Annotated in this window: 11 protein-coding genes; 2 read left to right on the forward strand and 9 right to left on the reverse strand. The window is 40.1% G+C overall.

Going from position 1 to position 13,158, the window contains the following annotated elements:
• Positions 1-55 precede the first annotated feature (55 nt).
• From lepB to QZ738_RS17500, 5 genes are all read right to left on the reverse strand, one after another.
• Positions 56-1,249 carry a signal peptidase I gene (lepB, locus tag QZ738_RS17480; protein WP_293789018.1) on the reverse strand — a complete coding sequence of 398 codons (1,194 nt, stop codon included), beginning with the start codon at positions 1,247-1,249 and terminating at the stop codon, positions 56-58.
• A 138-nt stretch (positions 1,250-1,387) separates the two neighbouring features.
• A complete protein-coding gene (gene dapB / locus QZ738_RS17485; RefSeq protein WP_293789019.1) occupies positions 1,388-2,122 on the reverse strand; it encodes a 4-hydroxy-tetrahydrodipicolinate reductase in 735 nt (244 codons plus the stop codon).
• 106 nt (positions 2,123-2,228) lie between these two features.
• Entirely contained in the window at positions 2,229-2,942 is a 714-nt protein-coding gene (locus QZ738_RS17490) for a DUF5683 domain-containing protein (protein WP_293789020.1), read from the reverse strand.
• Positions 2,942-3,850, reverse strand: a complete 909-nt coding sequence (locus QZ738_RS17495; protein ID WP_293789021.1) for a ParB/RepB/Spo0J family partition protein — start codon at positions 3,848-3,850, stop codon at positions 2,942-2,944. The genes QZ738_RS17490 and QZ738_RS17495 overlap by 1 nt, the downstream gene beginning before the upstream one ends.
• A gap of 7 nt (positions 3,851-3,857) precedes the next feature.
• Positions 3,858-4,661, reverse strand: coding sequence for a ParA family protein (locus QZ738_RS17500; protein ID WP_090984756.1), 804 nt, complete (start codon positions 4,659-4,661; stop codon positions 3,858-3,860).
• Positions 4,662-4,842: 181 nt separating this feature from the next.
• Here QZ738_RS17500 and QZ738_RS17505 point away from each other — a divergent pair, with 181 nt between their 5' ends.
• Together QZ738_RS17505 and QZ738_RS17510 are read left to right on the forward strand one after the other, a co-directional pair.
• Positions 4,843-5,364, forward strand: coding sequence for an NADPH-dependent FMN reductase (locus tag QZ738_RS17505; RefSeq protein ID WP_293789022.1), 522 nt, complete (start codon positions 4,843-4,845; stop codon positions 5,362-5,364).
• Between the two features lie 668 nt (positions 5,365-6,032).
• Positions 6,033-7,784 carry an ATP-binding protein gene (locus QZ738_RS17510; RefSeq protein ID WP_293789023.1) on the forward strand — a complete coding sequence of 584 codons (1,752 nt, stop codon included), beginning with the start codon at positions 6,033-6,035 and terminating at the stop codon, positions 7,782-7,784.
• Between the two features lie 369 nt (positions 7,785-8,153).
• On the opposite strand, the gene QZ738_RS17515 is transcribed toward QZ738_RS17510, so the two are convergent.
• The 4 genes from QZ738_RS17515 to QZ738_RS17530 form a co-directional block, all read right to left on the reverse strand.
• Positions 8,154-8,630 carry an acyl-CoA thioesterase gene (locus QZ738_RS17515; protein ID WP_205056539.1) on the reverse strand — a complete coding sequence of 159 codons (477 nt, stop codon included), beginning with the start codon at positions 8,628-8,630 and terminating at the stop codon, positions 8,154-8,156.
• A gap of 287 nt (positions 8,631-8,917) precedes the next feature.
• Positions 8,918-11,062, reverse strand: a complete 2,145-nt coding sequence (locus tag QZ738_RS17520) for a glycoside hydrolase family 97 protein (RefSeq protein WP_293789024.1) — start codon at positions 11,060-11,062, stop codon at positions 8,918-8,920.
• Positions 11,063-11,269: 207 nt separating this feature from the next.
• Complete coding sequence (locus tag QZ738_RS17525; RefSeq protein ID WP_293789025.1) at positions 11,270-12,520, reverse strand: DUF2130 domain-containing protein; 1,251 nt, start codon at positions 12,518-12,520, stop codon at positions 11,270-11,272.
• A gap of 87 nt (positions 12,521-12,607) precedes the next feature.
• A complete protein-coding gene (locus tag QZ738_RS17530) occupies positions 12,608-12,988 on the reverse strand; it encodes an OsmC family protein (protein WP_293789026.1) in 381 nt (126 codons plus the stop codon).
• Between the last annotated feature and the right edge of the window lie 170 nt (positions 12,989-13,158).

The raw sequence follows: 13,158 nt of genomic DNA on the forward strand, positions 1-13,158 counted from the left end.
ACAAAAAGGGCGAATAATCTTCGATTATCCGCCCCTTTTAAAGAATTATATTTTATTAGTGAATTCCCATAAATAACCTGCTCCACCTTATTTTATGTAAGAAAGAGGCGGTACTGTCCCAGCTCATCCAAACAAAAAGAGCCTTACCCACAATATGATCTTCAGGCACAAAACCCCAATAACGCGAGTCTGCTGAGTTATGACGGTTATCTCCCATCATCCAGTAATAGTCCATTTTAAAGGTGTAAGAAGTAGCAGGCTTATCATTGATATACCAAACACCTGCTTTTTGTTCCACTTTATTTCCTTCGTAAGTTCTGATTGCCCTGTAATACAACGGCATAGTATTGCTATCGATATTAACGGTCCAACCTTTTGAAGGTATTTTAATCGGTCCGAAGTTATCCCTGTTCCAAACCCGGTTAGGATCGTTCGGAAAAACGCCACCCGGAACGGCTCCGGCGGGATCAGGGCTTAAGGTAACTGATTTTACAAAATCAAAAGTTTTCAGCTTTTCTGCAATTTCCGGGCTAGCATCTACGATGTAGGTATTAGCAGCCACCGCCGGTACACTGCCCAGGTTTAAATTAAACTCATCTAGCGCGGCATAATTAAATTCCATGGTTTTAAACTCTATGCGATATGGCATCATACCCGTACTTTTTAAAGGTTCATCCTTACCATTTACGTTTGCAATACCATTCTTCATCGAAATAACATCTCCCGGAATACCGATACATCTTTTGATAAAGTTCTCGCGTTTATCTACCGGACGGTCTACAATGGTGTAAGTGCTCCTCACCTGTTCCCGGCCCATGCTCCGAACCAAAGCATAATAACTTTCTGCCTGGTTTTCTACGGCAACGGTATCTCCTTCCGGAAAGTTGAATACCACTACATCGTTTCTTTTAATTTTAGACAAACCTGGTAAACGGTGATATTTCCACTGTACGCCATCCCAGTAAGCTTTGGTAGAAGTGGTTAAGGGCATGGTATGATGAGCAAACGGAAAAGCCACCGGCGTCATCGGAATACGTGCCCCGTAATTAACTTTACTTACAAAAAGGAAATCGCCAATCAGTAATGATCGTTCCATCGAACCTGATGGAATGGTATAAGCCTCAATAAAAAACACGCGGATTATGGTTGCAGCCACTACTGCAAAAACAATGGCATCAACCCATTCGCGGGTTTTCGTTTTTTTCTTCTTTGGGGCATCTTTTTTTCGTTGCCAGAATTTATAATTCATATGTCTTATTTTTGGTTTAGCGATTTACAAAATCGGCTACCGGTTATCTGTAATCTTTTACTGTGGTTTCACAACTTTATTTTTGGGTTGGCTAACTGCCAACTAAAAATTGCCAACTGCCAACTGAAAAACTTTGGCTTATTCAAAAATATCAGTAATACTGAAAAATCCTTTTTTATCTTTTAACCATTCTGCCGCAACTACCGCACCTAAGGCAAAACCAGCCCGGTTATGGGCGGTATGTTTAATTTCTATCTCATCAACCTCGCTACTGTAAATTACGGTATGTGTGCCTGGAATATTTTCTATTCGATGCGATTCGATCAGCAATTGCTCAGCTGTCGGAAATAATTCAACATCAGTGCCTACCACTTCGTTTAACCACTCCTGCTTTCTATCCAGGTTATCCACAATCCCTTCTGCAAGCGTAATGGCTGTACCACTTGGTGCATCCAGCTTTTGTGTATGGTGAATTTCTTCTACCTGAACATCATAAGCAGGGTATTTATTCATCAGCTTAGCCAAAGTTTGATTAAGCTTAAAGAACAAATTTACGCCAATACTAAAGTTAGACCCATAAAGCAACGTATTGTTACTTCTATCGCAATCATCTTTTACTTCCTGCAGTTTGCCGTACCAGCCCGTTGTGCCTACAACCACAGGAACATTGGCATCAAAACAGGCATCAATATTTTTTAAAACCGAATCAGGCGTACTAAAGTCGATAGCTACATCGGCTGATTTTAAATTCTGCCTGGTTAAATCTTCCTGATTATCGATGGTGATCTTCAAAACAATTTCGTGGCCACGTTCCACTGCAAATTTTTCGATAATCTGTCCCATTTTACCATATCCTAAAAGCGCAAGTTTCATCTTTATATGTTTGTTTTGTTCTTATTTTAAAAGCAACGTTAAACGATTATCAGGCCATTCAGCACCACTTTAAATGTTTATTTATTAAGTTCATGATGTTGCAGTATTAAAACGTCAGTGATAATTTCAGCGCCGGCGTTAAATTGAAACCATACATGGAATCGGCACCCATCACCGATGGCATTACCCTGAAAGAAAGGTTATCATCAATATTAAAAAAATGCAAACGGGCTGCAACATAGGCATCAATAATATTGGCAGCATAAAGCAAACCATAAGAAAAGTACACAATCTGCGAATTCCGCTTGTATAAACTTTTTCCGTCCAGGATACCTTGATCACTATACTGTTTTAAATCGGACTTACTGCCTGGATGATCCTGGCGGTATTGTGCCTCATTTAAAAAACGTTTGTATTTCTTCCTGCTATCCATTAGCGATAACGTAAGTGCAGTGGCACCACCGTAAATGGCTGCAATTTTGCCACCAGTGTAGATCTTTTGAAAAAACTGGCTTTTTCCTGCTCTTGTGCCATAACCATCGTTAAGCAATTGAATATTATACAACTGCCCCCAGCCGGGTATAATCATCGATCTAAAAACAGCTTTTCTGCCGGCAACCTTACCTGGGTTAACATACTTGGCTTTCACCGAGTCCTTTCTGGTCATGTTTTTTTTAGCCGCGGTATCTAAGCGTTTCGAGACCATAATTTTCGCGGTGTCTGCTGGTTTTGGTAAAGTATCCTTAACCTGCGCACCAGCTAGGTTTACAAGAAGAAATGTAAATGCAGCAACCAGTATAAAAAGCTTAGTCTTTTGCATTACCAGTCTAATAATTCCAGAATCCGGTTTAAATCTTCATCGCTCATAAACGGAATTTCTATTGCTCCCTTACCGTTCTGACTTACTTTTAACTTTACACGGGTAGCAAACTTGGAAGCCAGATCATCCTGTAGTTTTTGATATTGAAAGGAAACCGCTTTCTCTTTTGACTTTTCGCTGGCTTTTAAAGGTATGTGCTGCAAATTGCGTACAAGCTCTTCCACTTTACGTACGGATAAGCCTTTTTCTAAAATTTCCTGGTGAATAAACAATTGTTTATCAACACCATCAACATTAATCAAAGCTCTGGCATGTCCCATGCTGATTCGCTGATCGCGAATGGAAGCCTGAATAGCGGGTGGCAGCTTTAACAAACGCAGGTAATTGGTTACTGTAGTACGATTTTTACCCACGCGCTCGCCCAACTGTTCTTGTTTTAAACCTACCTCATCAATCATCCTTTGAAAACTCAACGCCACTTCAATGGCATTTAAGTTTTCGCGCTGAATATTTTCGATCAGGGCCATTTCCAGCATCTGTTGGTCGTTGGCACTGCGGATATAAGCAGGAACCTGGGTTAAACCGGCCAGTTTAGAGGCCCTGAACCTCCGTTCACCCGAAATAAGCTGGTATTTATTTGCCGTCAGTTTTCTAACGGTAATGGGCTGTATTAACCCCTGTATCTTTATCGAATCGGCAAGCTCATTTAAAGCCACCTGATCGAACTCGGTACGGGGCTGATATGGATTGGTTTCAACTTCAGTTAAATTGACGTGACTGATATTGCCAATCTGCTCGGTTTCACTTACCGCATTTACCTGGTGTTTAGGCGGGTGAGCAGATTCGCTATCATCTAAAAGCGCACTCAACCCTCTTCCTAAACCTGTTTTTCGCTGAAAAGATGTCATCTATAATTTATAAAGTTGCTGTTCCAATGTTTTCTTCTTCCTTTAAAAGGCCGTTTTTCTTTACAATTTCGCGGGCCAGGTTCAGGTAGTTGATGGCACCTTTGCAATTCGCATCGTGCATAATTACCGAAACGCCATAACTTGGGGCCTCACTTAAACGGGTATTACGCTGAATAATGGTATCGAAAACCAATTCGTTGAAATGTGTTTTTACCTCTTCTACCACCTGGTTTGATAAGCGCAAACGAACATCGTACATGGTTAATAAAATACCTTCAATCTCCAGATCAGGATTTAAACGGTTCTGAACAATTTTGATGGTATTTAACAATTTGCCTAAACCTTCCAGTGCGAAATACTCGCATTGCACCGGAATAATAACCGAATCGGCAGCAGTTAAAGCATTGATGGTAATTAAACCTAAGGATGGCGAACAATCGATGATAATAAAATCATACTGGTCTTTAACCTTCTCCAAAACCGCTTTCATTTTATACTCGCGGTTATTGAGGTTGATCATCTCAATTTCTGCACCTACCAGATCGATGTGGGCAGGCAATAAATCTAAATTTGGAGTATCCGTTTTTTGGATGGCCTGCAGCGGATCAATATCGTTAATGATGCACTCATACACACTATCTTTAATATTCCGTGGATCGAAACCAATACCTGAAGTCGAATTGGCCTGAGGATCAGCATCTACCAGTAAAGTTTTGTATTCTAATACGGCCAAACTAGCAGCCAGGTTTATAGACGATGTTGTTTTACCAACACCACCTTTTTGATTTGCCAATGCAATAATTTTGCTCATCTATGTATCCGAAATTTACTTAACGTTTATTTGGGCTGTGTTATTTATGCATGTAAAATCGGCAAAAAGTTCTATTTTTGCCTTGTTTACGGCCTTTTTCACAATCAGCTAAGATACAAACTATATGGCAATTTTAGCAAGAAGCGTATTTGGGTTTTACACATCTTATTAACAATTATCCATGATTACGATTATAGCTGCAACCAACAGGCCCAATAGCAATACGCTAAAAGTTGCTAAATATTACCAAAAGCAATTAAAAGAAAAAGAAACGGAAGCCAATCTATTCAGTCTGGAGCATCTGCCTGCAGATGTTTTGAATACCGATATGTACGGCAAACGATCGGCAGCTTTTCAGGAAATCCAGGACATGATCAACCGCACCGAAAAGTTTTTGTTTATCATACCAGAATATAATGGAAGCTACCCAGGTGTGCTTAAAGTATTAATAGATGCCTGTAATTTCCCGGATAGTTTTTATGATAAAAAAGCAGCTTTGGTTGGCATTTCTTCCGGTAAATATGGCAATATCCGTGGTGTAGATCATTTTACGGGCGTTTGCCATTATATTCATTTAAATATTTTACCTCTTCGTTTGCATATTCCGAACATTAAAACAGAATTAGATGAATCAGGTAACCTCATCCAGCCGGATACCATTAAGTTCACCAATGAGCAGATAGAGAAATTTATCAATTTTTAACGAAAAGCCTCGTTTTTACTAGATTGTCAGGTCGTCCCATCGGGACGATTCCCGGGTAGCCAATTGCAAATTGGCGTTTTCGTTCCGTAGGAACGTATCCTGTTTTTCAAGCAATATTATAAGTGCCAACAGCGCCACCCGGGTTATAGAAATAGCACAAAGTGCATTATAAAGCTTAACCCGCAACAGCCTAGAGCGTACAAAGCTGCTTCCTTCAGAATAACGCAATTTTCTGTGATTTGGAAAGCAAAACCTGTGTTTCATCGCCATGTTTGTCCCTGCTCTTCGCTTTACTCCGTTGCAACCGAGGTTCGCTCCGATCACCCGCCTGCAACGACCAGGGGTTTAGCCATACAGGACAGTACTGAACTTTCAGGAGTTATAGTTCATTATGATAAAAACCCTTCCAAAATGAAAAGGCTATTTTACGTATTGCCATCACAAAAATAACGTAAAAACCTATTCAACAATGATTTAAATATGAAATTAATGCACTGGCACCACTATTGACTACGAGCTGAACGGATGCTATTTATCTAACCTTTGTTGTGTAATTTAGTTCATCAGTAAACAGATTTAATTATAAGCTACTTTTACCACGAAAAGAGAGAAATTAATTTGCGTTCTTCGCGAAAAACTTTCCACTCTTTGCGGTTAACCATTTCATCATGAAAATAAAAACCAAACTCCGCCTCGGATTCGGCTTTCTCTTTATTATTGTCTTATCCTTCGGATTAATTGCGCTCTTTTTCTTAAATGAGCTTTCCGACAAATCAAAGGTCATTCTGAAAGACAATTACAAATCTTTAAAATATGTTGCCGCTATGCGCAATGTAATCGACCAGAATGCTTTTCCATTAAGCCCCACACAGCTGACTACTTTTACCGAAAACCTAAAAAATGAGGGTTTGAACATTACCGAACCTGGTGAAAAAGCAGCTTTCAGGAAGTTAGAAATAGCCTTTAATGCCTTAAATGGCTCAAAACCTTCAACCGTTAACGAAAGAAATATTAAAAATTTGCGTGTTGCACTTCAAAATATAGAACAGGTTAACATGAAAGCCATTTATGATAAAAATGAACTGGCAAACGAAACCTCGTCGCGGGCAAACCTCTACATCATGATAGCGGCCACATTAAGTTTTATTATCCTCTTTACTTTCATTGTCAACTTTCCGGGCTTTGTGGCCAACCCCCTGGCCGAATTCAGTGCAGCGATTAAACAGATTAGTCGTAAAAATTATAAACAGCGTTTACATTTCGAAAACGAGGATGAGTTTACAGAACTGGCAAATTCCTTTAACGGAATGGTAATTAAATTAAATGAATGGGAAAACAGCAACTTGTCTAAAATTAAATCCGAAAAATCACGTATAGAAGCCATAATTGCGCAAATGCAGGATGCCATTATCGGTTTAAATGAGAAAGGAGAAGTGCTCTTTCTAAATCATCTGGCTGCAAAACTGGTGAGTCTGGATGAGGAGAAAGTGGTCGGTCAAAATGTAGCCGAACTGATGCAAAAAAATGAGTTGCTCAAACGGATTATCAAACCTGAAATCAGTGACAATACCTTAAAAATTTATGCTGATGACAAAGAATCCTATTTTCTGCTGGAAAGTCGCGAAATCATCATACCGAACTACGACGAGCAGGAAGAAAACACCCTAATTGCTTCATCTAAATCGGCAGGAAGCGTTTATACCTTAAAAAATATTACGCAGTTTAAGGAGCTTGATGAAGCCAAAACAAATTTTATTGCCACCGTGTCGCACGAATTAAAAACACCGCTTTCATCCATTAAAATGAGCCTGAAATTGCTCAATGATGAGCGTGTAGGCATGCTGAACGAAGAGCAGCAAGAGTTAATTCACCACATCAAAGAGGATAGCGACAGGCTCCTAAAAATTACCAGTGAACTGCTGGATCTCTCGCAGGTAGAAACCGGTAATTTAAAACTCACTTTTTCCCTAACCAAACCCGAAGAAATTGCGAATTATGCCATTGATGCGGTGAAATTCCAGGCGGAACAGAAATCGATTCAGCTGGTGCTGAATGGCGGCGAGAACTTGCCAAATGTGAATGCCGATATTCAGAAAACGGCTTGGGTAATGGTTAACTTTTTATCTAATGCATTGCGCTACAGCTCCGAAAAATCTAAAGTGATCATCGATATTTTACAAAAAGACAATTTTATCGAATTTTCTGTGCGCGATTTTGGGAAAGGCATTGATGAAAAATATCAAAAAAGATTGTTCGACAGGTATTTCCAGGTGCCAACTGATGGTCAGAATAAATCTGGCTCTGGGTTAGGCTTAGCTATTTCCAAAGATTTTATCGAAGCCGAAAATGGGAAAATATGGGTAGTCAGTGCCATTGGAGAAGGCAGCAAGTTTTGTTTTAGTTTGCCTATTGCGGAATAGCCTATTTTAACCGCAAAGGGCGCAAAGTTTTTCGCAAAGCTCAATGATTTTAATTTGCAAATTTCACAATGTTTTTTTTTACCACAGAGGGCAAAGAGTTTTTCACAGAGGATCACAGAGAATTAAATAATTATATTTGGAAAACTATCTTTGCGCACTCGGTGCCTTTCCTCTGTTTTCTCTGTGGTGAAAGCTAAGTGACTTGTTTTATCGCAAAATACACAATATTCCTTACCCACAGAGGCCAAAGAGTTTTTCACAAAGGTTCACAGAGACTCAAATGTTGACATAATCACAAAACTAACTCCGTACACTCGGTGCCTTACCTCATTTTCCCTGTGGCGAACGCTAACCGCTCAACTCTCAGCCCTACACAATATACGGCTCCATTTCCTTATCGATGCTTTTACGCAGTTCCATTAATTTAATGGCGTAGCCATGCATGGCAATTTCCTTTTCGGTTTTAGGCTTAAAAGCCGGAATTGGCTTCGGTTGCCCATTGTCATCTACCGCGACAAACACAATAATACAATGTGTATTTTTAACAAAATCGGTTTGCTCTACAGGTTTTGAAAAAGCATCAACCGCGATATGCATACTCGTTTTGCCCGTGTAAATAATGCGTGCTTCCATTTTAACCAGATGCCCGATATGAACAGGGTGAAAAAACCTGATTCCACCTACATATACCGTTACACAATACGTTTGGCTCCACTGCAGGGCACAAGCAAAAGCAGCCTGATCAATCCACTTCATCATCATCCCGCCATGTACCTTACCGCCATAATTAACATCAGAGGGTTCGCTTAAAAATTGAAGTTCTATATGATTTTTGATTTTGGGCATAGTTGGCTGATTAAATTTAATGGTTTTGCTAAGATATTATAAATACGGTATAATAAAAAAGTCGATTCAGGGTACAGTCAGGGGTTGCCACCTGACTGATATGTAACCTGGTGCGAGCTGGCTGGAACCAACATTGCCCAATTAACCACAAATAAAAATTGAGACCTGTTGATCTCTAAAAGACGAATAACACATCCATGGCAAAAATTAGCAATAAAAAGTCTTAGCGAGAGGCTACGACGGGAAAAACGTGTCAGTTGGCAACAAATGACACCACTAATTCAAATTTATTTTGCTATGATACTGATCGCATAACCACCACCAGGGGCGCAATACTGGGTCAATTTAGTTTTATTGGTGACTTCCATTTTGCGGATGGTATAGGCTTTTGGATTGGTTTCATAATGCGCATCTTTTGCGTCAGCATAAATCGTTGCAGTGTATTTTTTACCTGGTTCTAAAAAGCTGAAGTTGATTTTGGAAGTGCGGGCTTCCTCATCATTGGTACGACCTACAAACCAATTATTTTTACCTTTTGCCTTACGTGCAAAAGTGATGTAATCACCAGGTTCTGCTTCCAGCACTTTGGTATCGTCCCAATCTACTGCTACATCTTTAATAAATTGGAAAGCATCCATATACTTGTTATAGGTTTCCGGTAAATCGGCAGCCATTTGCAAAGGGCTATACATGGTTACATAAAGTGCCAGTTGCCGGGCCAATGTGCTGTGTACAAAAGAAGTATTTTCAGGATTGTATGCACTTACCCTGGTTTCAAAAATCCCTGGGGTATAATCCATAGGTCCGCCAATTAAGCGGGTAAATGGCAAAATGGTGGTATGATCGGCATTATTGCCCCCAAATGCCTCGTATTCTGTTCCCCTGGCCGATTCGTTTCCGATTAAATTTGGATAGGTACGTGCTAAACCTGTCGGGCGGACAGCTTCATGTGCATTCACCATGATCTTGTATTCGGCCGCTTTTTGAATGGCATACAAGTAATGGTTATTTAACCACTGACCGTAATGGTGTTCTCCCCTTGGGATGATGTTGCCCACATAGCCACTTTTAACCGCATCGTAGCCGTTAGCTTTCATAAATTTATAGGCCGTATCCAGATGACGCTCATAATTACGGACCGACGAAGAAGTTTCATGATGCATAATCATTTTGATGCCTTTACTTGCTGCATATCGGTGCAGCTCTTTTACATCGAAATCAGGGTAAGGGGTAACAAAATCGAATACATCATCTTTCGTTTTACCGAACCAATCTTCCCAACCTTCGTTCCAGCCTTCCACCAAAACAGCATCTAAACCATTCTTCGCAGCAAAATCGATGTATTCTTTTACATGGGCGGTATTTGCAGCGTGTTTGCCATTAGGCTTTGTTTTCGAATAATCGGTTACGCCCAATTGCACACTGGTTAAATCATTGTAGGCCCAGGTGCTTTTACCGGTAATCATCTCCCACCAAACACCAACATATTTAGTTGGTTTTATCCAGGATACGTCTTTGAATTTGGTAGGCTCGTTAAGGTTATAGGTAAGTTTTGAGGTTAAGATATCACCGGCTTTATCACTCACGATTATGGTACGCCATGGAGATAAACAGGGTGCCTGCATATAACCTTTATCACCAACTGCATCTGGTGTTAACCAAGATTCTAAAATCATGTTCTGATCATCAAGGTTTAACGACATCAGAGAATAATTGATCAAAGCTGCCTCGTGGATATTAATATACAAACCATCTTTACTCTTCATCATTAACGGTGTTTGTAAGCCGGTTGGCGAAAAAGTGGTTTGCGAAGCATTTGGCGTTACCGCAGCTTTCATTTTTCCGCGAACTTCCGATAAATTTGATGTCACCGTGCTATACTCCTGTGTATCGTAATCTCCGGGGAGCCAAAAAGCCTTATGATCGCCAGCCAGGGCAAACTGTGTTTTCTCCTCTTTGATTACAAAATAATCCAGGTTTTTCTGTTCAGGAAATTCATATCTAAAACCCAAACCATCATTAAACAAACGCATGCGGACAATAATGTAACGGTTTGTTTCTTTTTGTGTTAGGGTTACCGCCAGTTCGTTGTAATGATTGACAATTTCTTTTACTTCGCCCCAAACCGGTTTCCAGGTTTCGTTGAAAGCGTTGGTTTTGGTATCGGTAATGGAGAAACCGTTCATTAGAGATTTGCCCTCTTTAAGTTCCAAACCTAACTTGCTCGTTTTAATTACATCTCTTCCTTTGTACTTTAAGCTATAAGTTGGCACGCCCCCTTCAGCCAAAGCGAAGCTGGCTACAAGATTGCCATCCGGAGATTTCAGATTTTCTCCGGGAACGTTCCCGAAAGCACTCCCAAAAAATAGGAGAGTGCAGATTAAAGTAAGAATTTTAGAGCGGGTAAAGAATTGGTTAGTTTTTTTATTCATGTTATCTTTTAATTATTCTTATTATTAATTTATCATATTAGCGCTTGCAGATTTTGGTTTACCTAATATGGAAATGTCTACAATGTTCCGTTTCGTGGCGAAACGAACCGCAGCGAATATATGAGATTTATATTTTTTATTCCTACGCCATGGTTCGTGTCGCCACGAACCATTTTCTAACAATCTGCAATGTCTAAATTATTCGTATTACTCCAAAAGCAACGTATCATCTTCATCGGTTAAACTCAGCTGTACACTATCACTACCAGCGATTCCCTCTATCGAACCACGGATGTGGGTCGCGTTTAAAAGTACTTTTTCCAACTGCTTTTCACGTGCCTTCCACAAGCGTTCCATCGCATCGCGCTCGCGCTGTATAGATAGTTTCATGCTCATAAAACCTTCTCTAATGGCTTTCCATTGTTCAGAAAACTCTGCACCCATTAAATAATCGTACAACATGTGCATTTTTTCGCCACGGTTTTCCTGCGATTTTACTGCTCCAGCCAGACGTAAAATACCTTCACGCAATACATAGGCTACCGCATTTACTTCTTCAAAAGAACAGATCCAAACCCCATCACGCTGCCCGAAACAGTCCATTCCCTTTGGGTAACACTGACTTACAATTACCGCTACGTCAATGCCCATGCTCCGCATATCTTTCTTCAGTTTTTCAATCCAGTCGCCACCAAAATCTTTAGTACGCTTGCTTTCATAAATGATTTTGCCACATTCCTGTCCGAACTGGTTACGCACCACCTGCACGCAATCAGCACCGCGCACCCCCTTACCTACTTCTTCAATTAAATCGAAAGGGTAATTGGTACGGAGCAATTCTTCCAGGATCAATTCCTGCACTTCTCCCTGTAATTGCATACTCCCTTGCTCGGCTTTGCGTTTCATTTCTTCAGCCAATTTTTTTTGATCGTCGAGCTGCTTTTCCAATTCCTTTAAACGCAATTGATGTTCTGTATCTTTAATGCTATTTTTTTCTGCTTCCTGTTTACGGATCTGCTCTACCAGCTCATTGCGCTGTTCCAGCATTTTACGTTGAAAAGCAAGTTCCATTTCTTCTTCTTTCACTTTCAGGCTTTCCTCCCGACGTAAAAAATCCAGTTCCTTTTCTCGTGCCAGCTTAAGTTTTTCAGCATTTTCTTTTGCGTTGCCTTCCAGTATCTGCAGTTTGTTTTCAAAATCGGCCGAGATACTTTTACGCAGGTTTTCTTCCAGATTATCTTTCAGCCTGGTTTTTTCTTCAGCTAATTTAGCCTCAAAAGCTTTTAACTGCTGCTGTCTTTCTGACTCAAAAACCTGCAGTTTACGCTGATATTCTTCATCTTTCTGCCTGGCATAAGCAGCCGCCTTCTCCCGTAACTCTTTCTTATAATCTTCGGCCATAGCTTCTTCCACCGGAAAAACATGGGCACAATTGGGGCATTTTATTTCAGTAGGCATAAATTGTTTTTTTAAAGCAGCAAACACTGTGGATGACAAAGATATTAAAGCTTTTTAGGATTGTATGAAAGAGTTTTTCACCATTACTTACAGTACCCTTGATCGGATTTCATGGCCGGCAGCCAGTATTTTACTCACCGGACATTTTTCCGCGATTTCTTCCAACCTAACTTTCTGTTCTTCAGTAAGCACGCCGGTGCAGGTAATTTCTTCCAAAAATATCGTTTCGCCGTTTTCAGTATCAACGTTTACTTCTACTTCAATTTTGTCAATCGGCCACTCTTTTCTATCGGCATACATCCTTAAGGTAATAGCTACACAAGAGGCTAATGAAGCCATTAACAGTCCTTTAGGGGCAAAACCTTTGTGCGTTCCCCCTAACTCTATGGGTTCGTCTACTATAATTTCATGAGAACCATTTGTAACTGAACAGGCATAGTGTTCTTTATTTATTGTTGCTTTTACCATTACAATTCGTTTTAGTTATCCAAATATTGCGCTTTAACTTTAAACATATGTAAAAAGTCTGTTTTTTTTACCCGGCTGAAACCTAAACGCTTCAGGCACAGGCAAAGCATTTACTTTCCAAATCAAAAAAACCAAACATTATAACATACCGATTGTTCTTTTTAAAAAAA

The sequence above is a fragment of the uncultured Pedobacter sp. genome (assembly GCF_913776295.1).
Classification (GTDB): Bacteria; Bacteroidota; Bacteroidia; order Sphingobacteriales; family Sphingobacteriaceae; genus Pedobacter.

Coding starts and splice junctions, on each gene's coding strand:
- lepB (WP_293789018.1), bottom strand. CDS start 1,249: ATGAATTATAAATTCTGGCAACGAAAAAAAGATGCCCCAAAGAAGAAA.
- dapB (WP_293789019.1), bottom strand. CDS start 2,122: ATGAAACTTGCGCTTTTAGGATATGGTAAAATGGGACAGATTATCGAA.
- QZ738_RS17490 (WP_293789020.1), bottom strand. CDS start 2,942: ATGCAAAAGACTAAGCTTTTTATACTGGTTGCTGCATTTACATTTCTT.
- QZ738_RS17495 (WP_293789021.1), bottom strand. CDS start 3,850: ATGACATCTTTTCAGCGAAAAACAGGTTTAGGAAGAGGGTTGAGTGCG.
- QZ738_RS17500 (WP_090984756.1), bottom strand. CDS start 4,661: ATGAGCAAAATTATTGCATTGGCAAATCAAAAAGGTGGTGTTGGTAAA.
- QZ738_RS17505 (WP_293789022.1), top strand. CDS start 4,843: ATGATTACGATTATAGCTGCAACCAACAGGCCCAATAGCAATACGCTA.
- QZ738_RS17510 (WP_293789023.1), top strand. CDS start 6,033: ATGAAAATAAAAACCAAACTCCGCCTCGGATTCGGCTTTCTCTTTATT.
- QZ738_RS17515 (WP_205056539.1), bottom strand. CDS start 8,630: ATGCCCAAAATCAAAAATCATATAGAACTTCAATTTTTAAGCGAACCC.
- QZ738_RS17520 (WP_293789024.1), bottom strand. CDS start 11,062: ATGAATAAAAAAACTAACCAATTCTTTACCCGCTCTAAAATTCTTACT.
- QZ738_RS17525 (WP_293789025.1), bottom strand. CDS start 12,520: ATGCCTACTGAAATAAAATGCCCCAATTGTGCCCATGTTTTTCCGGTG.
- QZ738_RS17530 (WP_293789026.1), bottom strand. CDS start 12,988: ATGGTAAAAGCAACAATAAATAAAGAACACTATGCCTGTTCAGTTACA.